Annotated in this window: 20 protein-coding genes; 9 read left to right on the top strand and 11 right to left on the bottom strand. The window is 64.0% G+C overall.

Annotation, left to right across the window (positions count from 1 at the left end; genetic code table 11):
- Window positions 1-15: 15 nt before the first annotated feature.
- Window positions 16-1,362, bottom strand: coding sequence for an NAD(P)/FAD-dependent oxidoreductase (locus tag ACERI1_RS00980; RefSeq protein WP_373616161.1), 1,347 nt, complete (start codon window positions 1,360-1,362; stop codon window positions 16-18).
- A gap of 172 nt (window positions 1,363-1,534) precedes the next feature.
- Complete coding sequence (locus ACERI1_RS00975; protein WP_373616160.1) at window positions 1,535-1,669, bottom strand: transporter; 135 nt, start codon at window positions 1,667-1,669, stop codon at window positions 1,535-1,537.
- Window positions 1,670-1,822: 153 nt separating this feature from the next.
- Here ACERI1_RS00975 and ACERI1_RS00970 point away from each other — a divergent pair, with 153 nt between their 5' ends.
- Complete coding sequence (locus ACERI1_RS00970) at window positions 1,823-2,626, top strand: N-acyl homoserine lactonase family protein (RefSeq protein ID WP_373616159.1); 804 nt, start codon at window positions 1,823-1,825, stop codon at window positions 2,624-2,626.
- Here ACERI1_RS00970 and gatB read toward each other — a convergent pair.
- Both gatB and ACERI1_RS00960 read right to left on the bottom strand, forming a co-directional pair.
- A complete protein-coding gene (gene gatB, locus ACERI1_RS00965; protein WP_373616158.1) occupies window positions 2,623-4,119 on the bottom strand; it encodes an Asp-tRNA(Asn)/Glu-tRNA(Gln) amidotransferase subunit GatB in 1,497 nt (498 codons plus the stop codon). The two genes, ACERI1_RS00970 and gatB, sit on opposite strands and share 4 nt — an antisense overlap.
- Before the next feature lie 55 nt (window positions 4,120-4,174).
- On the bottom strand, window positions 4,175-5,350 hold the full coding sequence (locus ACERI1_RS00960; RefSeq protein WP_373616157.1) for a helix-turn-helix transcriptional regulator: 1,176 nt from the start codon (window positions 5,348-5,350) through the stop codon (window positions 4,175-4,177).
- Between the two features lie 169 nt (window positions 5,351-5,519).
- On the opposite strand from ACERI1_RS00960, the gene ACERI1_RS00955 reads away from it, so the two are divergent.
- The 5 genes from ACERI1_RS00955 to ACERI1_RS00935 all read left to right on the top strand — a co-directional run bounded on the left by ACERI1_RS00955 (window position 5,520) and on the right by ACERI1_RS00935 (window position 13,121).
- On the top strand, window positions 5,520-7,196 hold the full coding sequence (locus ACERI1_RS00955) for a PepSY domain-containing protein (protein WP_373616156.1): 1,677 nt from the start codon (window positions 5,520-5,522) through the stop codon (window positions 7,194-7,196).
- Window positions 7,193-7,945, top strand: a complete 753-nt coding sequence (locus ACERI1_RS00950; RefSeq protein WP_373616155.1) for a hypothetical protein — start codon at window positions 7,193-7,195, stop codon at window positions 7,943-7,945. The genes ACERI1_RS00955 and ACERI1_RS00950 overlap by 4 nt, the downstream gene beginning before the upstream one ends.
- A 247-nt stretch (window positions 7,946-8,192) precedes the next feature.
- Window positions 8,193-8,492 carry a hypothetical protein gene (locus tag ACERI1_RS00945; RefSeq protein ID WP_373616154.1) on the top strand — a complete coding sequence of 100 codons (300 nt, stop codon included), beginning with the start codon at window positions 8,193-8,195 and terminating at the stop codon, window positions 8,490-8,492.
- A gap of 89 nt (window positions 8,493-8,581) precedes the next feature.
- Complete coding sequence (gene smc / locus ACERI1_RS00940) at window positions 8,582-12,154, top strand: chromosome segregation protein SMC (RefSeq protein WP_373616153.1); 3,573 nt, start codon at window positions 8,582-8,584, stop codon at window positions 12,152-12,154.
- A complete protein-coding gene (locus ACERI1_RS00935; protein ID WP_373616152.1) occupies window positions 12,147-13,121 on the top strand; it encodes a segregation/condensation protein A in 975 nt (324 codons plus the stop codon). The genes smc and ACERI1_RS00935 overlap by 8 nt, the downstream gene beginning before the upstream one ends.
- A 54-nt stretch (window positions 13,122-13,175) precedes the next feature.
- Here ACERI1_RS00935 and ACERI1_RS00930 read toward each other — a convergent pair whose 3' ends face one another.
- From ACERI1_RS00930 to ACERI1_RS00920, 3 genes are all read right to left on the bottom strand, one after another.
- Window positions 13,176-14,051 (bottom strand): hypothetical protein, encoded by an 876-nt coding sequence (locus ACERI1_RS00930; protein WP_373616151.1) that lies wholly within the window; start codon window positions 14,049-14,051, stop codon window positions 13,176-13,178.
- Between the two features lie 98 nt (window positions 14,052-14,149).
- On the bottom strand, window positions 14,150-15,202 hold the full coding sequence (locus tag ACERI1_RS00925) for a dipeptide epimerase (RefSeq protein WP_373616150.1): 1,053 nt from the start codon (window positions 15,200-15,202) through the stop codon (window positions 14,150-14,152).
- On the bottom strand, window positions 15,199-16,218 hold the full coding sequence (locus tag ACERI1_RS00920; protein WP_373616149.1) for a DUF1611 domain-containing protein: 1,020 nt from the start codon (window positions 16,216-16,218) through the stop codon (window positions 15,199-15,201). The genes ACERI1_RS00925 and ACERI1_RS00920 overlap by 4 nt, the downstream gene beginning before the upstream one ends.
- Before the next feature lie 155 nt (window positions 16,219-16,373).
- On the opposite strand from ACERI1_RS00920, the gene ACERI1_RS00915 reads away from it, so the two are divergent.
- A complete protein-coding gene (locus ACERI1_RS00915; protein WP_373616147.1) occupies window positions 16,374-16,568 on the top strand; it encodes a hypothetical protein in 195 nt (64 codons plus the stop codon).
- 80 nt (window positions 16,569-16,648) lie between these two features.
- Here the strand turns inward: ACERI1_RS00915 and ACERI1_RS00910 are convergent, their stop codons facing one another.
- Complete coding sequence (locus ACERI1_RS00910) at window positions 16,649-17,578, bottom strand: Vms1/Ankzf1 family peptidyl-tRNA hydrolase (RefSeq protein ID WP_373616146.1); 930 nt, start codon at window positions 17,576-17,578, stop codon at window positions 16,649-16,651.
- Between the two features lie 29 nt (window positions 17,579-17,607).
- Window positions 17,608-17,946, bottom strand: a complete 339-nt coding sequence (locus tag ACERI1_RS00905) for a DUF5802 family protein (protein WP_373616145.1) — start codon at window positions 17,944-17,946, stop codon at window positions 17,608-17,610.
- A 322-nt stretch (window positions 17,947-18,268) separates the two neighbouring features.
- Here ACERI1_RS00905 and ACERI1_RS00900 point away from each other — a divergent pair, with 322 nt between their 5' ends.
- Complete coding sequence (locus ACERI1_RS00900; RefSeq protein ID WP_373616144.1) at window positions 18,269-19,054, top strand: hypothetical protein; 786 nt, start codon at window positions 18,269-18,271, stop codon at window positions 19,052-19,054.
- Window positions 19,055-19,154: 100 nt separating this feature from the next.
- Window positions 19,155-19,826, top strand: a complete 672-nt coding sequence (locus tag ACERI1_RS00895) for an ArsR family transcriptional regulator (RefSeq protein ID WP_373616143.1) — start codon at window positions 19,155-19,157, stop codon at window positions 19,824-19,826.
- Between the two features lie 25 nt (window positions 19,827-19,851).
- Here ACERI1_RS00895 and ACERI1_RS00890 read toward each other — a convergent pair whose 3' ends face one another.
- The gene (locus ACERI1_RS00890; protein ID WP_373616142.1) at window positions 19,852-20,472 is read right to left on the bottom strand and encodes a DUF456 domain-containing protein; all 621 of its coding nucleotides are present in this window, start codon (window positions 20,470-20,472) and stop codon (window positions 19,852-19,854) included.
- Window positions 20,473-20,589: 117 nt separating this feature from the next.
- Window positions 20,590-22,920, bottom strand: a complete 2,331-nt coding sequence (ppsA, locus tag ACERI1_RS00885; protein ID WP_373616141.1) for a phosphoenolpyruvate synthase — start codon at window positions 22,918-22,920, stop codon at window positions 20,590-20,592.
- Window positions 22,921-23,023 lie beyond the last annotated feature (103 nt).

The raw sequence follows: 23,023 nt of genomic DNA, 5'->3' as shown, positions 1-23,023 counted from the left end.
TGACAGCAGACCGTATCAGCGGCGGCGAGACCGCGAGAGATCGTCGATGACCGCCTTCGCCACCTGTCGACCGCTCTCCATCGCGCCCTGAATCGACGACCACCGCATGTAGTCGCCTGCCAGATAGACCGGGCCCGCTGGCTCGCGTACGTCGGGCAGCCGCTCGCGAAAGCCCGGCGGCTGAGCGAACTGGGCGAACGGCACGCGCTCGGTGTGACGGACCTCGAGTCCGTCGAACCGCTGGTCGGGGTACCACGACTCGAGCGTTCGTCGCGTCAGCTCGGATAGTTCGCCGTCGGGGTCCGCCGCTCCGCGGCTCGCGCCGCTTCGCCTCGAGTGTCTATGGCCCTCGCCGCCGAGATACGTCGCGCTGATGAGCGTCGTGCCGTCGGGGGCATACGTCGGCGCGACCGCGCTATGCGGAACGACGTGGTTCGGCCCCGCTTCGGTCGCGTTCAACAGGAGTCGGCGGTCGGTCTCGAGGTCGACATCAGCCGGCAACGTGTAATACTGGGTGACACAGCCGCGTGCGTCGGTGGGAATCGCGTCGACGCCGGTCAGCTCGCGTGCGGTCGGCGGATCGGTCGCGACGACGACCGCGTCGACTGCGATCGATTCGGCACCGGTCTCAACTGTGGCAGTCCCCCTCGAGTCGCCGTCGCTCGCTGTAACCGACTCGACCCTGACGCCGGTCTCGATGGTGCCGCCGACTTCGCGGACGCGATCGGCGAGTTGGGTTGGAATCGCGCCCATTCCCGCGGCGGGGACAGCGATCTCGCCCGCTGCGAGGGTTCGAAACGTGTACTCGAACACGCGACGAGAGGTAGACAGCGAGCGATCGAGCGTGATCCCGCCGTAGAAAGGTGCGACGAACTCATCGATGAACCGGTCGGAGAACCCGCGTTCGTCGAGATACGCTCGGATCGTCTCGTCGGGTCCCGCCTCGAGCAGTGCGTTCGGGTCGGTTCGGCGGAGGTCCCACCAAAGCCGGGCGATCCGGAGCGCGTCACCGACGGAGATGGACGGATTCGAGAGCGTCATCGGGATGGTGCCGGGTTCCCGAAGCGGGTCCGCGAGCGTCGTGCGGCCATCGGGGCCTGCGATGGTCGCACCCGGGGCAAACCGGCAGAGGTCGAGTGCCTCGAGATCGAGTTCCCGTTGCACTGCGGGATAAGCCGTAAACAGCACCTGAAAGCCGCGGTCGAATCGATAGCCGTCGCGCTCGACGGTGCGGACGCGACCGCCGACCGTGTCGTGGCGCTCGAGGAGCGTCACGTCGAGGCCGCCGCCAGCGAGGTGGCGGGCGGCAACGAGTCCAGCGAGACCACCGCCAGCGACGAGCACGTGAGGGGGTGAAGCCATACGTACTGATTGAACGACAGTCAATAAAACCGTGAACCTAACGATGCAACGTGTGCGAACCGATCCAGCGCAAATCCAGTGGCAATCGTGGACAAGTCACACGGTTTACTGTCACTGATTACCGGTGCACCCCCAGGACGGTCGCGGGTGCACTGACTGACAGCAGACCGTCTCAGTGATCGGTTAGGATTCTGAGCGCTGCCCCGACGAGAATTACGATCGCACCGAGGACCGTCGCTACGGGTGGAATCGGGACGAACAGCAATCCAACACCGACGACGAGCACGATCGTCGAAGCTCTGACCATGTGGACACGACGCCCCGACGACAGGAAGAATCACGGCAGGCATTGACAACGAGATCGGAGCGGGAGACAGGACAGAATCGCTCCGAGTAGCCAACCGCGCCGAGATTGTTATCGATTCCGCACGCATAAGCGCGCGCCGCGCGTGCTGAGAGTATGGTCGACGCGACACTCACACCGATCGATCGCGGGACGATCACCGCCGATCGCAACAACATCATCGAGGGGGCCGCTCTCGGAACGACCGACGAACCAAATCCCGAGACAGTCATGGACGACGCGCCGGTCTACAACGTCGTCATCGACCATCCCGAGGCGACGATCCTCTGGGATACCGGCACCCATCCCGACGCCGCCGATGGCCACTGGCCTGCTGACCTCTATGCAGCCTTCGAACACACCGACCTCCGCCCGCTCGAGGACGATCTGGCCGACGCCGGCTACGCAGTCGACGACATCGACATGGTGCTCCAGACGCATCTACACCTCGACCACGCCGGCGGGCTCTACGCGTTCGAGGGCACCGAGACGCCGATCGTCGTCCACGAAGAAGAGCTCAAGTACGCCTACTACAGCGCCAAAACCGATGCCGGCGACGTGGCCTATCTCGCCGGCGACTTCGACCGCGACCTGCACTGGGAGATCATCCACCGCGACCGCAGACAGGTCGTCGACGGTCTCGAACTCATCCACTTGCCCGGCCACACGCCCGGCCTCCTCGGCGTGGTGCTCGAACTCGACGACGCCGGCACGGTAATCCTCGCGGGCGATCAGGCTTACACCCGCGAGAACTACGATCAGGGGCTCCCGATGGGCGGGGGACTCCTCTGGAGCAAACGCGACTGGCGCGAGAGTCTCCGGACGCTCAAAGATCTCGAGCGCCGCCACGACGCGCGGGTCCTCTGTGGACACGCCAGGGAGGATCTCGAGGCACTACAGGACGACCTACAGGCTGACTAGGCCTCGAGTTCGGCCCGCAACAACTGATTCACGTCGCCCGGGTCCGCGCTGCCGCCGGTCTTCTGCATGACCTGGCCCACGAGGAAATTGATCGCACCGTCGTCACCCGACTCGTAGTCGTCGACGGCATCTGGATTCTCGTCGATCGCCTCGACGACGGCCTGCTGGACCTCGTCTTCGCCGGTCTTGCCTAAGCCTTCCTCGGCGACGACCTCGTCCGGCGTGCGACCGTCGTCGAGCATCGAGCGCAGCACCGTCTCACGGGCGTTTTTCGCCGTGATCTCGTCCTCGGCGACGAGTTCGACCAGGCGGGTGACTTCCTCGAGTCGGCCCTCGATTTCGGTGATCTCGATGTCACGGTAGTTGAGTTCGCCTAGCAGGTTGTCCGCGACCCACGTGGCGGCGAGGTCGGGGTCGAACTCGCCGGCGACGTTCTCGTAGAAGTCCGCGACTTGCTTGGTGGAGGTAAGCTTCGAGGCGGCCTCCTCGTTCAGGCCGTACTCCGCTTGGAACCGCTCGCGGCGGGCCGAGGGCAGTTCCGGGATCGCGATCTCGTCTTTCCAGCCCGAGACGCGCAGCGGCGGCAGGTCAGCCTCCTCGAAGTAGCGATAGTCTTTCTCCTCTTCTTTCGAGCGCATCGAGACCGTGATGCCCCGACTCTCGTCCCAGTGGCGGGTCTCCTGTTCGACCGCGCGCCCGCGCTGAATGGCGTTTTTCTGACGCGTTTCTTCGTACGCCAGAGCTTTTTCAGCGCCCTTGTGACTCGAGATGTTCTTGACCTCTGTCCGGTTGGCCGCAGCCAGCGCTTCCTCACTGATCTCGTCGATGCCGTCGCCGTCGATCTCCTCCTCAGGGATGATCGAGAGGTTAGCGTCGATCCGCAGGCTGCCGTCGCGCTCGGCGTCGAAGACGCTCAGATACTCGAGCACTTCCTCGAGTTCGGCGAGGAACGCTCGCACCTCGCTGGGGCTGCGGAAGTCGGGTGCTGTGACGATCTCCATCAGCGGCGTGCCGGCGCGGTTGTAGTCGACGAGGGTGTACTCGGCTGAATCGATACCGCCACCGCCGCCGACGTGCTGGAGGCTGCCCGGGTCCTCCTCTAAGTGGGCGCGCTCGATCGCGATCGTGCGCCGCTGGCCCTCGACGGACACCTCGAGTTCGCCGTCGGCACAGATCGGCTCGTCGTACTGGGTGATCTGGAAGTTCTTGGGCAGGTCGGGGTAGTAGTAGTTCTTCCGGTGGAAACGGGTCTCCTCGGGGATGTCGGCGTCGATCGCCTTGCCGATCTTGACGGCGGCCTCGACGGCAGCCTCGTTTAACACTGGCAGCGCCCCCGGCAGGCCGAGACAGACCGGGCAGACGTTCTCGTTGGGGTCGTCGGTCTGGTCGGTCGAACACCCACAGAAAATCTTCGTGTCGGTCTCCAGCTGAACGTGGACCTCGAGCCCGATGACGGTCACGAGGTCGCCCTGCTGGACGGTCTGGGCAGTCATTGCGCCTCGATTCGGGCTGGTGGGGGTAAAGCGTAACGACTGGCGATGCCGTCTCTTATTCCGTGTCGTCGACGAGATCGATCACGTTTTCGCGACCGACCCGAAGCTTTTCGACGACATCCTCCTCAGCCATTCCGGAGACGACCCGCGAGGTTTTCGACGCCGACCACTCGAGTTCTTCGGCAATCGCGGCCTGGCGCATCCGCCCGCCGTGTTGCTCTATGAGCGCGCGGACGTGGTCCTCGTCGGTGACGAGGTCGGGAGACGGAGGGTTGGCGGCGGTTGCCGCCGTATCCGCCGTCTCACCGGCGCTTTTCCGGTCGTTCGTGTCGTTGTTCACCCCATTGAGAGCATCGTCCGAGTCGGTCGCAGCCTGTTCGGTTGCGTCGGGTGTCGTCCCGACAGGGAGCGGGACGCTCGAGCGCACCTGACGGAGCAACTCGCGGTCGGACATGACGGAAACGGCGATTCCGAGACCCACAAGGACGACAGTAGCGCCCGCGAGCACGAGGGGTGATCCGGTCCACGAGTGGCTGCTGTTGCGATCACTGCCGACCTCGGGTTCGGCTGGTTCGAAGCGAACCGTCGGCTGTCGGTCGGCGAAGTTCTTCGGGCCGACCCAGACCGGCGTTTCGCCATCAGTTTCGTCGGGTGGGGGTGTCGTCTCCGCTGCGGTGTATCCAGTGGGCGGGACGATCTGTAGGCGATCGTCCTCGTCGAGATAGAGGCCACCTTCGAACACGTCACCGACGACGAGGGCAGTCCCGGCTCGCGTACTGAAATTCGTCCATCGGAATGAGTACGTGACGGTGCCCCAGCGTCTGGGTACCTCCTGAATCGAGCTCTCGGCCCGGAAGTTCGACGCGGACATCGAACGACCGGTCGCCGCTTCCGCACTCGAGACGACGCCGGTCATTCGCCGCTCGAACTGCTCGACGGAGGTGTTTCGATCGGCGTTGAACCGCTCTTCAAAGGCTTCGTAGTCGGCGACATCGGATTCGTTGGCGAGGCGCGTTCGAATCGTCACCGACCAGTGAGCAGTCCCGTTCTCGTCGATCGTAATGCGCGTCACTGTCGTATCCGGCTCGGGAACCGCTGCCGTCCCGATCGAAGGCATATCGCCGGCACCCGCCTCATCGGGCTGCCCGATCGCCACGGCTCCGATGGGAACGATCCCAAGCGAGAGGGCGATGAGAACAGTGACGAGGACGCGACGGAGTGACGGGTTCACGGTCGCTAGGTTTTCGAGACGGATCGTATAAGCATACTGTCTCGGTAGCTGCAATGCACTGCAACTCGCTGCAAACTACCGCAAGCAGCGGAATCGACTCGTGCAAATCGGTGAAAACCGGTCCCACGACCGATCCGTTTTATCAGAAGTCCGTTCCGAGACGTGATCGATGTTGAACCGACGATTACTGATCGTCTCACTGGCCGTCCTGCTCTGTACGAGCATGCTCGGCCCTGCGGTCGTCGCTGGCGCGACGACCCAGAGTGAATCGAATCCAGACGTACAGACTGAAAACGGTGTGACCGTCACAACCGGTGCACAGCTGTCGACCGTCGTTACCGCGACGAGCGACGACGTGCGTAGTGACTTCGAGGACACGGCGTTCGACGAACGCATGGAACAGGGCAACGATAGCGCCCGCGCAGCCGCGATCGCCGGTCGAGCGGCAGTCCTCGAGAACCGATCGATAGCGCTTCAGGCTGAGTACGAGCGCGCAACCGCTGCCTACGAGGGCGGCGATCTCGAGGAATCAGCGTACGCACAGCGGCTCGCATCGCTGAACACACGGGCACGGAACGTAGTCTCGAGCTACGAGCGCCTCGAGGAGCGCGCCGAGTCAGTCGAGACGGTTGAGCTTCGTGCTGCCGGCGTGACGCTGTCCGATCTCGCCGACGAGCGCACGGCAGTGGCCGAGCTCACGAGCGCAGGAACCAACGCACTGACCCGACAGTTCACCGGCGAAGCGAGCGGGAACGTAGAAATCGACCTCGACGGCGGCATGTCGATCGAGGTCGAAAGCGACGACGGCGAGCGAAGCCGTGAGTACGAGCGACCGCGCGACGGAAACGGATCGCTGTCGATCTCTCAAACGGACGCGCTTGCCACAGCCACCGCCGCCCTCTCTGCGACGAGCAACAACAGCAGTTGGACGGTTTCCGAAGCCGAGCGGGACGCCGAGGATGGCGTCTACGAGTTCGAATTCGTGTTGACCGGAGCCGAAACTGGTGAGGCCGAAGTCAGCGTCGACGGAGAAACGGGGACCGTCTTCGAACTCGAAGAAGCGATCGAACGTCGCGCGAACGACGAAGATATCGACGAGGAAGCTGCGGAAGACGACGAAGCGACGGACGCGAACGATACTGAATCGCTCGTGTTTCTCGTCGCGGACGGCTCGCCCGGACCGGGTGAGCAGGTGACGCTGCAACTACTCGCGAACGGACAGCCGGCAACCGACGTGGCGATCACCGTCAACGATCGAACTGTCGGTGAGACGGACGCCAACGGAACGCTCACCGTCACGCTGCCACGCGACGAAGTCGAGATTGAGGCCGACAACGGTGACGCCGAGGGCGAACTCGAGTTCGAGTTCGAGTTCGACGACGAGACGGACGATTCGGACGACGAGAGAGACACTGCATCACAGCTCAACGCCGACGCTGCCATCGACAACGGAACCGTGACCGTGTCCGTGACGTTCAACGGGAGCCCAGTCTCCGATGCAGCCGTTATTGCAAACGACGAGACGGTTGGCCACACCGGTGACGCAGGAACGGTTTCGTTTGCCACCCCTAACGGAACGGACGAACTCGAGGTCGAGGTGGTCCGCGGTGAACTCGAGACCGAACTCGAGATCGATCTCGAAACTGAGGGGGATGGCAATGCCGAAGCTGACGAGGAAGCAGCTGAAGACGACGAAGAAGGCGCTGACGACGAAGAAGATGAGGAAAGTGATGAAGAAGGCGATACCGACGAAGAAGAGGATAACGACGATGACAACGATGATGAGGAAACGGACGAAGACGAGCCTGCTGAGGACGACGACCTCGAAACAGACGACGATCGATGAGCCGAGCGCCTGACACCGACCAGCGCCGATCGCTGCGAGCTGGGGCACATGTATCGCGGCTCCTGACTATCGTACTCGTTGCGCTCCTCGTGACCGGAAGCGTCGTCGCAACTGGTGACAGCTCGACCGAAATCGACGCCCAGTCGCAGCAGACTGACTCGGCGTTCGTGGTCGCACTCGAGGACGACGGCGACGCGAACGTCTCGATCACCGTCAGTTTCGACCTGACCGACGAAGCGGACCGAACCGCGTTCAACGCGCTTCAGACGAACGAAACGAAACGAGAGCAACTCGAAGCACGTACCGAAAAGCGGTTCCGAACGGTTGCAGCCAGCACGGCTAACGAGACGGGGCGCGAGATGACGATCGAAAACCCTCGCGTCTCGTTCGAGACAGTCGATCAAAACGACCGTGGTATCGTGTCCGTTTCGGCGACCTGGACCGAACTCGCGGCGACCGACGACGACCGATTGCGCCTCTCCAAGCCGTTCGCCAGCGGGTTCATCGCGGAGCAACCCGTCGTCCTGACGCTTCCCGACGGATACACGCTCGCGGAGTCGACGCCAGCACCAGCGGACCGAACGGATACCCGAATCACCTGGGGTGCGAACACGTCGCTCGAGGGCTACGAGGCCGTCGTCGTTCCATCCGACACCGAGGCGGAGAGCGGTGACGCACAGCCAGGGTTCGGTCTCGGCGCGACGGCAGTGACAGTCGCTGCGGCTGCCTGGCTCCGTCGCCAGCGGTGAGCGCGGTTTCCGCGACCACCGCCGGTCTGGCAAGCAGACGGCTTTTTATCGGTTTGCACGCCAGTGGCATGGGTCGCGACTTCTGATCTCGATCCCGCGGTGAGATGGAGATCGGGCACTCGCGATCGGCGACAGGGACGGCGAATCGCTGCCAGATTCGGAGCCATACGTCGTCACATCGCGATCTGTAAGTCAGCTTATGATCGTCTGACGTACGTTTATGTGGCCTGACGGACCCCTAGCTGATATGTCGAACAACCGTGTCGAGCAGCTCGAATCGACGGTTGCGGAACTCGAGTCGACGGTAACGGGTCTGACGGAGGAATTGATCGAGGCGAAAGAGCGGATTCGAGTTCTCGAGGCCGAACTCGACGCCGACACACCGACGCGCGTCCCCGAGCGACGGGCACAGCCAACCGACGAAGACGAGACGCCGGAAGCCGAACCTGACGACGTCGCCGAAGCGGCAGCCGACGCCGACGGAGAGGCGGATGCGACCGGTGACGAAACGGAAGACTCAGGTAGCGACGACATTATCGTAGCATAACTGCAGACGACGCCGTGGGACGGGGGGCAGCGCCGTGACGAGCACCCACGATCGACGGCGTTCGACGGCACGGAGGCCGCGCAACGAGAATGTATATCAAGGCGATCATCCTCGACGATTTCAAGAGCTTCGGGAGAAAGACCAAGATCCCGTTTTACGAGGACTTTACGGTGGTGACGGGCCCGAACGGCTCCGGGAAGTCGAACATCATCGACGCCGTCCTCTTCGCGCTCGGACTGGCCCGGACCCGCGGGATCCGCGCCGAGAAGCTGACTGACCTCATCTACAACCCCGGCCACGAGGACGGCGACACGTCTAGTGGCCCTCGCGAGGCCACCGTCGAGGTCGTCCTCGACAACTCGGATAACACCTTAGAGCGCTCGCAGGTCGTCAACGCCGCGGGCAGCGAGGACGTCGGCGACGTCGACGAGATTCGCATCCGACGCCGAGTCAAAGAGACCGAGGACAACTACTACTCCTACTACTATCTCAACGACCGCTCTGTCAACCTCTCGGACATTCAGGACCTGCTTGCCCAGGCCGGCATCACTCCCGAAGGATACAACGTCGTCATGCAAGGCGACGTCACCGAGATCATCAACATGACGCCCCACGCTCGCCGGGAGATCATCGACGAAATCGCGGGCGTCGCCGAGTTCGACGCGAAAAAGGAAGACGCGTTTGCGGAACTCGAGACGGTCCAGGAACGGATCGACGAGGCCGAACTCCGCATCGAGGAGAAACGCGACCGCATCGAGCAGCTCGCGGACGAACGCCGGGAAGCCATGCGCTACCGCCGGCTCCGGCGCGAAAAAGAGGAGTACGAAGGCTACAAGAAAGCCAGCGAACTCGAGGAGAAACGCACGGAACTCGCGTCGGTCGAAGCCGAGTCCGACGACCTCGCGGACGAACTCCGCGACCTGCAGCGCGAACTCGACGAACGCGAAGGCAAAGTCGTCCGCTTAGAGGAAGACCTTGAGGACCTCAATGCCGAAATCGAACGCAAGGGCGAGGATGAACAGCTCCGGATCAAAAGCGAGATCGAGGAGCTCAAAGGCGACATCTCGCGGCTCGAGGACAAGATCGAGGCCAGCGAGGAAGCGATCGAGGACGCCGAATCGACGCGCCGCGACGCCTTCGTCCAGATCGATCGCAAACAGGAGACGATCGACGACCTCGAGTCCGAGATCCGCGAGCACAAACTCGAGAAAGCCTCGATCAAGAGCGAGATTCAAGAACGCGAGGCCGAACGCGACGAGCTCGAGGCCGAGATCGAGGCCGTCGACACCGAGTTCGACGAACTCAAGGCCGACCTCGCCGAGCGCAAAGACGAGCTCGAGGCGGCCAAGACCGAGAAAAATGACCTGCAGCGCGAACAGGACCGCTTGCTCGACGAGGCCCGGCGACGCTCGAACGCCATCAGCGAGAAAGAGGACACGATCGAGGCCAAACGCGAACAGCTCCCCGAGCTCGAAAGCGAGCGAAGCGACCTCGAGCGGGAACTCGAGAAAGCCGAACGGAACCGTCAAAATATCGCCGAGGTCGTCGACGATCTGAAAGCCGAGAAGCGCCGGCTTCAGTCGGACCTCGACGACTTAGACGACGAGATCCAGGCCAAACAACAGGAGTACGCCGAACTCGAGGCCAACGCCGGCCAGAGCGGCGACTCCTCCTTCGGTCGTGCGGTGACGACGATTCTCAATTCGGGGATCGACGGCGTCCACGGCGCGGTCGCCCAGCTGGGGACCGTTCCCGGCGAGTACGCGACCGCCTGCGAAACCGCTGCCGGCGGTCGGCTGGCGAACGTGGTCGTCGACGACGACGTCATCGGCCAGCAGTGTATCGAACACCTCAAGTCGCGCAACGCGGGTCGGGCGACGTTCCTACCGCTGACTGATATGAGCCAGCGCCGGCTCCCGTCGGCACCGAGCGATCCAGGTATCGTCGACTTCGCGTACAACCTGGTCGATTTCGACAGCGAATACGCAGGGGTCTTCTCCTATGTTCTCGGGGATACACTGGTCGTCGAGGACATCGAGACCGCCCGCTCGTACATGGGCGACTACCGGATGGTCACGCTCGACGGTGACTTAGTCGAAAAGAGCGGCGCGATGACCGGCGGCTCCGGCGGCGGCTCCCGGTACTCCTTTACCGGCGGCGGCGAGGGCCAACTCGAGCGCGTCGCCAAACAGATCACCGACCTGCAGGAGGAACGCGACGCGCTTCGCGAGGAGATCCGAGGCGTCGAAGGGCGACTCGACGACGCCCGCGACCGCAAGAGCGACGCAGCCGACGAAGTCCGGTCGATCGAGGCCGAACTCGAGGGACTCGACGAGAAACGCGAGCGCATCGAGACGGAAATCGAGGAACTGGAGGCCGACCTCGAGGAACTCCGCGAGGAGCGCGAATCCGTCGACGAGCGGATGAACGAGATCGCCGACGAGATCGAGGCGAAGACGGCGACGGTCGACGACCTCGAGGCCGAAATCGACGACCTCGAGACCGAACTCGCCGATTCGAAGATCCCCGAGTTGACCGACCAGATCGAAGCGCTCGAGGCCGAGATCGACGAGCGCGAGGACCGAATCCAGAACATCGACGGCGATCTCAACGAACTCTCCCTCGAGAAGGAGTACGCCGAGGACGCCATCGAGGACCTCCACGACGACATCGAGGCCGCACAGAATCGCAAAGCCGAGCACGAAGATCGGATCGAGCAGTACGAGGCAGAGATCGACGCGAAACGCGACGAACTCGACGAGAAACGCGAGGCCGTTGCGGAACTCGAGGACGAACTCACGGAGCTGAAAGCCGAGCGCAGCGACCTCAAAGAGGAGGTATCGACGGCCCGGACGAACCGCGACCAGCAACAAGACCGGGTCAACGCCGTCGAAAGCAAGCTCGAGGACGCCCGCGAACGCGCGAGCGACCTCGAGTGGGAGATCGAATCGCTCGAGTCCGAGGTTGGCGACTACGATCCCGAGACCGTCCCCGATCACGACACTGTCCTCGAGATGATCGACCTGCTGACCGCGGACATGGAGGCGATGGAGCCGGTCAACATGCTCGCGATCGACGAGTACGACGACGTCCGCGAGGATCTCGAGGAACTCGAGGACGGCAAGGCGACGTTAGTCGAGGAAGCGGACGGCATCCGCGACCGAATCGAGCAGTACGAAACCCAGAAGAAACAGACGTTCATGGGCGCCTACGACGCGATCGCCGCCCACTTCACGGAAATCTTCGAGAAGCTTTCGGAAGGGACGGGGACGTTGCACCTCGAGAACGAGGACAATCCGTTCGACGGCGGCCTGACGATGAAGGCCCAGCCGGGCGACAAGCCGATTCAGCGGCTGGATGCTATGTCTGGCGGCGAGAAGTCGCTGACGGCGCTGGCGTTCATTTTCGCGATTCAGCGGCACAACCCGGCCCCGTTCTACGCGTTAGACGAGGTCGACGCCTTCCTCGACGCCGTCAACGCCGAGCGGATCGGCGAGATGGTCGACGAACTCTCCGAGGAGGCCCAGTTCGTCGTCGTCTCCCATCGTTCTGCGATGCTCGATCGCTCCGAGCGGGCGATCGGTGTGACGATGCAACAGGACAACGTCAGCGCGGTGACTGGCATCGACCTGAGCAGCGGCGAGGTGCCGGCCGATGACTGACGACGAGATTCCGCTGAACATCACAGGCCACGAGGAGCGCGACCGCCCCGGCGAGTCGCCGCGATCCGACGCGAACAGCGCGGACGAGGCGGACGACGCGGTCCTCGAGTTCACTGATGGCGAAACTGGGGCAACGGACGAGGGAGACGAGGACGAAGAAACGGTCGAGCCGGTCGAACTGCTCGTTCAACTCGCGGAAGACGGCGAGATCGACCCGTGGGATATCGACGTCGTCCGTGTCACGGACAAGTTCCTCGAGGCGATCGACGAGGTCGACCTGCGGACGTCGGGACGAGCACTGTTCTACGCGAGCGTCCTCCTGCGGATGAAAAGCGACGAGCTGTTCGCGACCGACGAGCCCGACGAGGAGGAGCTCCCGCCGTGGGAAGCCCCTTTCGCCGACGACGGGCCGATGGACGCCGAGGGCAGCGACCAGAGCCACCCGCCGGGGTTCGACCCCGTCGAGAACCTCGAGGACGAGATGGAACGCCGTCTCGAGCGCAAGCACGCCCGCGGCAAGCCGGAGACGCTGGACGAACTCGTGCGCGAGCTCCGGACTGCAGAACGCGACAGCCGGTGGAAGGAATCCCGCAGTTACGACACGAGCGACTCCCCGTCGGGGTACGACCGGGGCGTCCAGGAGTTGAACTACCACTCGGGCGACGATTTCCGAGTCGACGACGAGCCAACCAGCGACGACGTCACCCACACGACTCACGAGGAGGACATCGAAGCGGTCATCGACGACGTCGAGGCCGAACTCGAGGCCCACTACGAGCGGGGCCGCGACGAAGTGCTGTACGCCGAGATCGACGCCGCCGGTGGCTCGCGTGTGATGACGTATCTCGCATTGCTCTTTTTGGCTCATCGGGGTCGGGTGACCCTCGAGCAGGACGACCTGTTCGGCGACCTCTGGGTGAAAGAGGCGACGGTGGAGTCGGATGCGGGCGAAGCGATCGCTGACTGATCAATTGTCGGGTCGCTGCAAATACAGCTATCGTTCGACTGCGCACCACCCCGTTTATAACCCGAGATCGACCCCGACGGAGTCGGGCACGGCGAACTCGTCGGGCGGTTGCTCGGGAACGAGCTCGTTCGGCAACACGTCCCATTCGAGTTCGTCCTCGCCGGGGACCGCGTCGGTCTCGAAACTGGGATCGCTAGCGGGCGAGAGCTCGCGGTGCTCCTGTGGTGGTGCGTCGTGTGCATAGACGGCCTCGGGGTGGTCGACAGTCCAGACGTGGAGCATACAGGGAGTCCGGCAGGGAAACTCGAGGGCATCCGTTGTCGCTTCACCGTACACCTGCTGGTAGTACCACCACGCGAACCGGCCGGGGAGTCCGGTGTGAGCGTGCCACGGCGAACACCGTTCCTCGGCGTCGTCCTCGCCATACACTGCCGGCGGCTCGACCCGCTCCCCGCCGCGCGTCGCGATGAACATGACACCCATCGACCGCCACGACTCGTTGTCGACGAGGACCGATTCGGGTCGTTCGGGATCTAACACTCCGTCGTCGCCAATGAACGCCGGATGGAGCCAGTGTGACCAGCTGCCGTCCCCGCCCTCGAGGGCGTCGAAGTACGGCTTGAACCCCGCGTCGATCAGCGCGTCGACGTCGGGAAGCTGCGTCTCGAGGAACTCCTTGACCGCCGATCGAAGCTCGGTCGTCGCCGGATGGTCGTCCGCACAGCCCTCCGTACTCGCACCCTCACAGGACGTCATTCCGGGCTCGACGGTCGCGTCCGGACAGTTCCGGTCGAGCCACGGAACGCTTCCGTCGCTACCGCCGCCGTCGTCGGCTCGCACGCTGCCGACGGCAGAAAGTGCAACCGTCCCGACCGACACCCGTAACAGCGTCCGACGGGAGACGGGTCGATCGTCGTCACTGTCGTACATACCGGCACGTCACACACCGACGACCGGTATGAAACCCCGTTGCCGGTTGTACTGACAGTCACTGTGGGCTTTATTCGGCCAGCTTCGATGTGGGCCGGTCAGTCGAATGCAGACCCAAGGACGGCACCGGTTCCGGGGCGCTCGAGGCCGGCGAGGTCGATCCGACCGTCGGGCATCGGGACACCGTCTGCGGGATCGTCGGCCAACAGCAGCGGACCGTCGAGGTCGGCGTAGTCCAGCAGCGGCGCGAGATGACAGGCCGCCGCGATCGAGGCGTTCGACTCGGTCATACAACCACACATCACTTCGAGGCCGTGAGCGCGGGCAGTGTGGATCATCCGCTTGGCCTCGAGCAGGCCGCCGCATTTCATCAGCTTCAGGTTCGCGATGTCACAGCGATCCGCGATCTGTGGGATGTCCGCGAGCGTGACACAGGATTCGTCGGCGGCGATCGGCAGCGGTGACCGTTCGGAGACGAACTGCAACCCCTCCGGGTCCTCGGCGGGAACCGGCTGTTCGACGAACGCCAGGTCGTAGTCTGCCAACCGCTCGATCTTGGCGACGGCTTCGCGGGGCGTCCAGGCCTCGTTCGCGTCGACGAACAGCCGAACGTCGGTGGCGACCGACCGGATCGTCTCGATGATCTCGAGGTCGCGATCAGTGCCCAGTTTGACCTTCAGCGTTGAGTAGCCACGTTCGAGCGCCGTTTCCGTCTTCTCGCGCATCGTCTCCGTGTCATCGATTCCGATGGTGTAGGACGTCTCGAGGGTCCGGTCGGGGTCGAGCCCCCAGTAGCGGTAGAGCGGAACTTCGAGCCGTTTGGCGACGAGATCGTGGAGCGCGATACTCACCGCGGTCCGAGCAGCCGGATTCTTGCGGACCGTCTCGCGCATGCGGCGCTCGATCCGCTCGAGCTGGTGGGGATCACCGACGTCCTCGACGACCGACAGCAGGTCGGGTAAGACGGCAGTGACGGTCGCTGTGGTCTCGCCGTAGTGTGACGACGGTGTGCCAGCGCCGGTGCCGACTCGGCCCTCGTCGTCTTCGATTCGGACGAAGACGGCTTCGGACTCAGTCGTCGTGCCGCGAGCGATGCCGAACGGGTACTCGAGGGGCAGCGAGCGCTGTTCGAACGCGGTCTCGAGGCTCATAGGAGTTCGTCGAGGAGCTCGTCGGTTCCAAAGCGGATCACGTCAGTCGCGGGCGCATCGAGCCGATCGGCATACTCGTCGACGGCGTCGCGGGCTGCCTCGTCGTCCTCGAGGGCGGACGTGTTCAGCGCGCCGGCGACGACGTCACTGTCCGCGACCGGGGCGGCGACGTTCTCGTAGAGGTCGACGTACGTCGAAATCGACGGCAGCTCGAACGACTCGTAGCCATGGATCGCCTCTTGGCCGGCGTTGTGACAGAGCACGAGTTTGTCGGCCATCGACCCGTGGAGGATGCCGAGCGTGACCGCCGAGTACGCCGGGTGGACGATGCTGCCCTGCCCCTCGACGAACAGGTAGTCGTGCTCGTCGCCTTTCTCTGTGATCATCTCCTCGACCGCACCCGCAGTGAAGTCGCTGACGACGCGGTCGATCGGGTTCCCCCAGCCTTCGATCATGATGCCCGTCTGGCCGGTCGGGATCACGGCGGCGTCGTGGCCGGCCGCGCGAGCATCGCGAGCCAGTTCCATCGTCGTCGTCATCTTGCCGGTCGAGCAGTCGGTGCCGACGGTGAGGATGACCTCGGCGTCGACCTCGTCGGCCACACCCTCGGCGACTGTGAGGTCTTCGGGTGGGTTCCGCACGTCCCAGAGCTCGCAGTCGTTCTCGGCAGCCAGTTGGGCGAACTCCTCGTCGTCTTCGAGGAAGTAGTGCAGTCCCGAGATCACGTCACAGCCGTACTCGAGTGCCGTTCGAACGTCGTCGCGCCAGCTCTCGTCAAAGCCGCCGCCGATCGGTGCGATGCCGATCACCAAGGCATCGATGTCGTCGGGCTCTATGGCATCCATCCCGGCGACGATCGGTGCATCCTGTACGTCGGGGACGAAATCGGAGACGCGGTGGCCGTCGGCCGTCCGATCGAGGACTGAGACGACATCGTGGTCAGCATAGCGGAGGATACCGAGTGCGGTTTTCGCGTTGTCGGGGAACTTCTCGTGGGCGAGAATTGCAACACGCATACGTGGGAGATGGACGAGGGAGTACTTGAACTACGTGAACCGCCGAGGTGGCAGGGAGCAGCAAACACGCCTCGATCCCGATCGCAGCCAGTTGCATCCCATCGCGGCTGCAACGGTCGGTGCGCTTATTGCCGTGTGGGATGACAACGCAGGCCATGAATGGGGTCCTAAACGAAACGACGAACAAGATTCACAGACACGAGACCAGTCGGTCTGACTTCCAAACGACCTGTGGGGCAACCACCCACGTCGCCCACGATCATCTCCGGCTGGTCGCTATCGAGCGAGCAGTCTCCGATGCGGACGTGACCAAATGCGGTCGCTGTTTTGCCGACGGCAGCGGCTACTGAGACGGACTCCTGTCAGTCAGTGCCGGTGCAACCGCGGCTCGTCCTGCGATTGCACCGCGACATCGTGACAGCAGACCATCTCACAGGACCTGCAACTCCGTCGTCCAGAACGAGCGGACGGCATCAGCAAGCGCCGGCTCCGGGTCACCGGTCGCATCGACGGCGGTCGTCGCGGTCGGCTCGAGTCCCGATTCGTCGACGAGCGTGTCGACGATCCCACGCTGGCCCACGAGTACGAGCGGCGTCTCGGCGCGTTCACCGCCGGCTTCGTACGCTGACAGTGCGTCGCGGCAGCGCTCGAGGTGATCGTCGATCTGCCCGTCGCGGAGCCGCTCGAAGCGTGCCTGTGAGAAGCCGCCCTTCGAGTGGCTTCCTTTGACGTCGCTTTCGAAGCCGCGGTAGTCGATCCGTTCGTCGCCCTCGTAGACGCCGAAGGCGAACAGGTCGGTCCGGACTAACGCGACCGCGTGGCGACCGGTCGGCAGGAACCAGTCGCGCTCGAGTTCGAATCGATCGCGCCACGTGGCATCGACATCGGGGGAGAGCGGCGGGTCGAGCGTCACCGCGAGCAGACCGGCATCGTCGACACAGCAGAGACACGGCGCGGCCTCGTCGATGAGCGCGAGTCGCTCGCCGAGGACGTCCGCGAGGTCGTCGCGGACGGCGTCGGGTACTCCGTCGTCGACGCCGAGGGTCAGCGCCCCCTCTGGCCCCGTTCGAACCGACGCCAGTCGGTCGAGGACGTCCTTGAGCCGGGCTCCGCGGAGCTGCTCGCGGCGTCGGACATCGAGTCCCGTTTCGTCGGCTTCGAGGCGCTCGAGTTCACCCTCGAGTTGGGCGATGCGGTCCTCGAGCCGATTGTTACGCTCTTCGACCTCCTGTCGGGCGGTGGCAGCCTCAGCCCGGCGTTCGGCCTCAGCCTGGTAGCGCTTTCGCAACCGCTCGGTTTCCGCCTCGAGCTCGTCGATACGCTGCTTGAGCGACGCGCGACCGAGCAACTCGTCGAGCATGCGGGCGAAATCGGGAAGCGAGACTACTTTTAGGTTCCGGCAAGCGCGAGCAACTGACGGGCGCGTTCGCGCCGGGCCAGAAACACCTCCTGAAGCGAGGGGGGATTCCGAACGCTGGTTCCCTCGAGCATCGATTCTGGTAATGCGAGCGTGTTCGTCGGGACGTCGTCGGCGCCGTGAACCGGGAAATGGCGCGTCTCGAGTTTCATCACCAGTGGGGTATCGAGTCGCTCGAGTCCGTCACCGGTCGCGTACACCTCCTCGTTGATCCGCTCGTGTTGCTCGCTGTGCATGAGTGCGCGGTCCCCGTCGGTCGGGGTCACGTAGAGCCGTCCGAGATAGTAGCCTCGAGAGAACACCTCGAACATGCTAGCTAGTACCAAGGGGCCAAGCGGGATAACTGTTTTCGGACACGATTACAACGACGCGCTATCAGAGCAGTAGCTACCCGACACCACCCACCCGATCGCAGAGAGGGCGTGGCTGATTGCCACGAACCGTGATGAAACGGTGTGAACAGTCAGTCAGCCACCGAGACACCAGCGTCACTCCAGGTAGTCGCACGCGATCAATTACGCCCCCACAACCCGTTGTGAACGCTCAAAACGGATTTCAGCGGTCGAGCAGCGCGAGTGAACGGTTCGAACGAAGGTCTGTCTTTTTAGGATATCCTGAACGACACTACGACCGATGAGAACCACGCGGTCTGTCGCCCTCCTGGTGACCCTCGCTATCGTCGGCCTCTCACTCACGGTCGCGCCGGTCACGAGCGGTGTCGTTGCGAGCTCGTTCACCGCGACCGGCCCCAACGGGGCTCAGTCGGCCTCGACGAACGCGTCCGTCGGCACGCTCATGCAAGCCAGCGCAGCCGATGCGAGCAACGGGATCGAAACCGAGCTGTTCGAGACGGCATACGAGCGTGCCGACAACGAGAGCAAGGCAACGCTTGTCAGTGACCGCACAGCCGAACTCGAGGCAAAGGTCGCCGCCCTCGAGGCCGAACGCGCCACACTCGAAGCGAACCGCGAGCAGCTCTCGGAAGGCGCCTACCGATCGCAGCTGTCCAGACTGACAGTACAGCTCGCCGGCCTCGAGCGGTCTATCGAACGAACCGAGCGCCGTGCCGAGGCGGTCGGCGTCGCGGAGGCTCGACTCGCGACGCTCCAGCAAGACGTGACGATGGTCCGGCAAAACACCTCGAAGCAAGCCGGTCCCGGCGTCGCAACGGTTGCTCGAGGAGTGGCGGGCAACGCCCCGTCCGACGTCCCCGCGGGACCGCCGGACGAACGCAGCCCCGACACCACGCAGTCGCCGGGAAACGGCCACGATAACCGCCCGTCGGAGACCGGATCCAGTGATCAGTCGTCAGACCGCCCCGCAGCGACACCAGCCGATTCATCGATGGACAAGTCGAACAGTGGCAGTCGCTCAGCCACCGGATCCGGGGACTCGCGCGGCGCTGACGCCAGCAAGTAAGCCACGGGCTTGAGCCGCGATACTGTGTCCCGTACCATCGCACCCCCGGTCGTATTTCGAGCAGACACGCTTTTCAGCGCCAATCACTAACGCTCGCGTAATGGACTCCGCCGCGCTGTTGGATTTACTCGGGAACGAAAACCGAAGACGAATCCTTCGGTTGCTCGCCCGCAAGCCGTGTTACGTCACCGAAATATCTGATTACCTCGGCGTGAGTCCCAAGGCGGTCATCGAACACCTGCGGAAACTCGAGGAAGCGGGGCTGATCGAGAGCCACGTCGACGACCAGCGACGGAAGTACTTTCACATCGCCCGTAACGTCAGACTCGAGGTGACCGTCTCTCCCTATGGCTTCGCGAGCAAGAGCGCCTATCCGGCCAACAACAGTTTCGATATCACGGCCTGCCGACACCTCTCGCTCGACGTCGCCTGGGACGAGACGGACGATCTCGACGACTTACTCGCCGTCCTCGAAGAGCTCGAGCAACTCGAAAACGAACTCTCGCTGGCCCAGCGGTGGGTGCAAGGCCGACTGTCCGACGTGCTCGATCGCATCTCCGAGACCGTCGGAGCCGGCTCGGAAAGCCGGATCTACGCCGACCTGCTTGCGAGTATTCGGACAGAGCCCAAATCGGTCGGCGAGCTCAGTGAGGACCTCGGCGCACCACGCGAGGTCGTCGCCGACTTACTCGAGGTAATGGCCGACAACGGTGTCGTTCGCCGGACCGAACAGGGTTGGGAGCTGACGACGAACGGGTACAACAGCGAGTGACGTGCAGGTCGGGTTCCGGCCCCAATCACTCGAGATCGCGGCCCAGTCCGTCACGCAGATCGCGACCGAAGTAGTAGCCCCCGACCGCGGCGAGAACCCCCACGGTCGCGCCGATGGTGACGAGCGTCTGGCCGGAGCCGGCCACGGTGAGGATCGCATTGTTGAGGACGGCTGCAACCGCACCGACGGAGACGCCAGCGGTCGTCATCTCGAGATAGCGCCGCTTCGACGCGACCAGCCCGATGGAAAAGGCGGTGAGGAACGTGCCGATCACACGCCCGGCGATCGGCAGCACGGTTGCCCCGGCTAGTAACCCGGCACCGAGCAAGAGCACGAGCGCGATGTACTCCTTCGGCGAGAAGTAGCGCCCGGGTGAGAGTCGTGACGTCAGCGGCGAGAGCCACGAGCGAGACGAGTCGGTGTCCGAGGACCCAGCGGGTTCGGCATCCGGCTCGCGATCGAACCCAGTGAGCGAATCCAGGCCCGTGTCGTCGCTCGACGCGCTCGGTGATTCCCCCACGGACTCGGACGATCCGTTATCAACGTCGAGATCCGACTCCGAGAGCAGACGATCCGTCTCCTCGAGGAGGTCGTCAGTGGCGGTCTCCCGCCGGCTCTCGGTCACCTCGTCCGAGCGGTCGCTCATGGCTGAACGGAGGGTGGCCGACGTGATGGGCTTTTCCCCGCTCGCTCGAGAGCTGTCGCACTCGAGCGATCACACCAGCACCGGTCGAAAATCAGCAGCCGAAACAGTACTGTCCTGTTAACGGACCGAATCGAGCAACAGCTTCTGTTCGACGCGTTTGACCTCGTGTTGGACGTCGCGGACGGCGTCGATGTTCGCGGAGATGGAGCTGATTCCCTCGTTGACGAGGTACTGGACCATCTGGGGTTTGGAGCCTGCCTGCCCGCAGATGCTCGTGTCGATGTCGTGTTCGCGGCAGGTTTCGATGACGTTCCCGATCAGGCGCAACACGGAAGGGTGGAGTTCGTCGAAGCGGTCGGCGACGTTCTCGTTGTTCCGGTCGACCGCGAGCGTATACTGAGTCAGGTCGTTGGTCCCGAAGGAGGCGAAGTCGATGCCCGCCTCGGCCATCTCCTCGACTGACAGCGCGGCGGCAGGCGTCTCGATCATCGCTCCCCAGCGGCGCTTCTCGGGGTCGATGCCGGCCTCTTTCATGCACGCTTTGGCCTGATAGACGTCCTCGGCGTCGTTGACCAGCGGGAACATGATCTCGACGTTGTCGTAGCCCAGCTCGTAGAGCCGGCAAAAGGCCTCGAGTTCGTGGGCGAAGATATCGGTCCGGTCGAGCGAGCGGCGGATGCCCCGGTAACCCAGCATCGGGTTGTGTTCCTCGGGTTCGTCCGTGCCGCCCTCGAGCTGGCGGAACTCGTCGGTTGGTGCGTCGAGCGTGCGCACGCGGACGGGGCGCGGATAGAACTCGTCGGCGACGCCGCGGATGCCTTCGACGAGTTCCGTGATGTAGGCGTCCGTGCCGTTTTCCTCGATGAACTTCTCGGGGGTCTGGTTCAGCGAGAGGATCATGTGCTCGGTCCGCAGCAGGCCGACGCCGTCGGCACCCGTCGCGGCCGCGCGTTCGGCGGCTTCAGGAATGGAGACGTTGACTTTGACCTCCGTCGCGGTCATCGGCTTGACCGGCGACTGCGGCCGGACCTCCTCGACCGGCTCGGTCTCCTCGTCGGGTTCGACCGTCGAGCCCTCGAGGACGGCACCCTTGTCTCCGTCGAGCGTGACGACCTGCCCGTCTTCCAAGGTGGTCGTCGCGTTGGTCGTCCCGACGATGGCGGGGACGCCCAGTTCGCGGGAGACGATGGCGGCGTGGCTGGTCATGCCACCCTCGTCGGTGATGATCCCCGAGGCGCGTTTCATCGCGGGCACCATATCGGGCATCGTCATCTCGGTGACGATCACGTCGCCTTCGCCGACCTTCGCGAGGTCGTCAAGTTTGGTAACGATCCGCGCGGGACCGCTGACGGTGCCGGGACTCGAGCCGAGTCCGTCGACAAGCACGTCGCCGGAGCCACCCGCCTCAGCAGCGTCAGTGTCGCTAGCCTCAGCGGCCTGAACGCTACCGCTGCCGTCGGTCACGCCTTTCGAGGCGTCGGCGGTTGCCGCGGCGTCGGTGTCGGCCTCATCGATCGTCGTGATCGGTCGCGACTGCAGCATGTACACGTCGCCATCGACGATCGCCCACTCGACGTCCTGTGGCTCGCCGTAGTGATCCTCGACGCGCTCGCCGAGATCCATGAGCTCGTCGATCTCCTCGGCGTCGAGAACCCGTGCCGTTCGCTTGTCCTCGGGGACCTCGCGCTCGACGGTCTGGCCGGTCTCCTCGTCTTTTTCGTGCATCACCTTCTTCTCGGCGACGGTGACGTCCATCGACCGGTCCGAGCGATCGATGATGTAATTGTCCGGCGAGACGGCACCGGAGACGACGGCTTCGCCGAGTCCCCACGCGGCCTCGATGATCATCGTTGGATCGCCGGTCGAGGGGTGGCTCGTGAACATCACGCCCGACTTCTCGGCGTCGACCATCTGCTGGACGACGACCGCGATGTTGACGACGGAGTGGTCGAAGCCCTGTTCCTGTCGGTAGTAGATCGCCCGCTGGGTGAACAGCGACGCCCAGCACTCGCGAACGCGCTTCAGGAGCTCGTCCTCGGTGACGTTGAGGAAGGTCTCCTGCTGGCCCGCGAACGATGCATCGGGCAGGTCTTCGGCGGTCGCCGACGATCGAACGGCGACGAACGCCTCGCCGTTGCCGACCTCGCGGTAGCTCTCGACGATTTCCTCGCGAAGGTCGTCGGGGAACGGCGTCTCGAGGATGAGTTCCTGTGCGCGGTCTGCAGCGTCAGCCAGCGCGGCCGAGTCATCGACGTCGACGTCGACGGCTGCGAACAGTTCCTCGTCGATTTCGGCTTCTTCGATAAACGAACGATAAGTCCCGGCGGTTACGACGAATCCCGGTGGAACGGGTAGCCCCGCACCCGTAAGCTCGCCCAGGGAGGCACCTTTCCCGCCGACCTTCTCGAGGTCGCCGGCACCGATCTCGTCCAGCCAGAGTACAGCCATCTCTATTGAGAGTGACAGTGGACCGCATAAAGAAGGTTGCGAACAGCCGCTCGGAGTCGAAACTCGAGCGCGAACGAGGATCGACGCCAGCTGGCCGTCGAGC

This window comes from Natrinema sp. HArc-T2 (assembly GCF_041821085.1).
In the GTDB taxonomy this organism is placed as follows: Archaea; Halobacteriota; Halobacteria; order Halobacteriales; family Natrialbaceae; genus Natrinema.
Note: the sequence above shows the minus strand (reverse complement) of the source record. Positions and strands in the feature narration are given on the sequence as shown.

Excerpts from the sequence above, each read along its gene's own strand:
- ACERI1_RS00970 (WP_373616159.1), top strand. The coding sequence starts at position 1,823 with ATGGTCGACGCGACACTCACACCGATCGATCGCGGGACGATCACCGCC.
- ACERI1_RS00955 (WP_373616156.1), top strand. The coding sequence starts at position 5,520 with ATGTTGAACCGACGATTACTGATCGTCTCACTGGCCGTCCTGCTCTGT.
- ACERI1_RS00890 (WP_373616142.1), bottom strand. The coding sequence starts at position 20,472 with ATGAGCGACCGCTCGGACGAGGTGACCGAGAGCCGGCGGGAGACCGCC.
- ppsA (WP_373616141.1), bottom strand. The coding sequence starts at position 22,920 with ATGGCTGTACTCTGGCTGGACGAGATCGGTGCCGGCGACCTCGAGAAG.
- ACERI1_RS00910 (WP_373616146.1), bottom strand. The coding sequence starts at position 17,578 with ATGCTCGACGAGTTGCTCGGTCGCGCGTCGCTCAAGCAGCGTATCGAC.
- ACERI1_RS00915 (WP_373616147.1), top strand. The coding sequence starts at position 16,374 with ATGAATGGGGTCCTAAACGAAACGACGAACAAGATTCACAGACACGAG.
- ACERI1_RS00980 (WP_373616161.1), bottom strand. The coding sequence starts at position 1,362 with ATGGCTTCACCCCCTCACGTGCTCGTCGCTGGCGGTGGTCTCGCTGGA.
- ACERI1_RS00945 (WP_373616154.1), top strand. The coding sequence starts at position 8,193 with ATGTCGAACAACCGTGTCGAGCAGCTCGAATCGACGGTTGCGGAACTC.
- ACERI1_RS00975 (WP_373616160.1), bottom strand. The coding sequence starts at position 1,669 with ATGGTCAGAGCTTCGACGATCGTGCTCGTCGTCGGTGTTGGATTGCTG.
- ACERI1_RS00900 (WP_373616144.1), top strand. The coding sequence starts at position 18,269 with ATGAGAACCACGCGGTCTGTCGCCCTCCTGGTGACCCTCGCTATCGTC.
- ACERI1_RS00905 (WP_373616145.1), bottom strand. The coding sequence starts at position 17,946 with ATGTTCGAGGTGTTCTCTCGAGGCTACTATCTCGGACGGCTCTACGTG.
- ACERI1_RS00950 (WP_373616155.1), top strand. The coding sequence starts at position 7,193 with ATGAGCCGAGCGCCTGACACCGACCAGCGCCGATCGCTGCGAGCTGGG.
- ACERI1_RS00935 (WP_373616152.1), top strand. The coding sequence starts at position 12,147 with ATGACTGACGACGAGATTCCGCTGAACATCACAGGCCACGAGGAGCGC.
- gatB (WP_373616158.1), bottom strand. The coding sequence starts at position 4,119 with ATGACTGCCCAGACCGTCCAGCAGGGCGACCTCGTGACCGTCATCGGG.
- ACERI1_RS00925 (WP_373616150.1), bottom strand. The coding sequence starts at position 15,202 with ATGAGCCTCGAGACCGCGTTCGAACAGCGCTCGCTGCCCCTCGAGTAC.
- smc (WP_373616153.1), top strand. The coding sequence starts at position 8,582 with ATGTATATCAAGGCGATCATCCTCGACGATTTCAAGAGCTTCGGGAGA.
- ACERI1_RS00930 (WP_373616151.1), bottom strand. The coding sequence starts at position 14,051 with ATGTACGACAGTGACGACGATCGACCCGTCTCCCGTCGGACGCTGTTA.
- ACERI1_RS00895 (WP_373616143.1), top strand. The coding sequence starts at position 19,155 with ATGGACTCCGCCGCGCTGTTGGATTTACTCGGGAACGAAAACCGAAGA.
- ACERI1_RS00920 (WP_373616149.1), bottom strand. The coding sequence starts at position 16,218 with ATGCGTGTTGCAATTCTCGCCCACGAGAAGTTCCCCGACAACGCGAAA.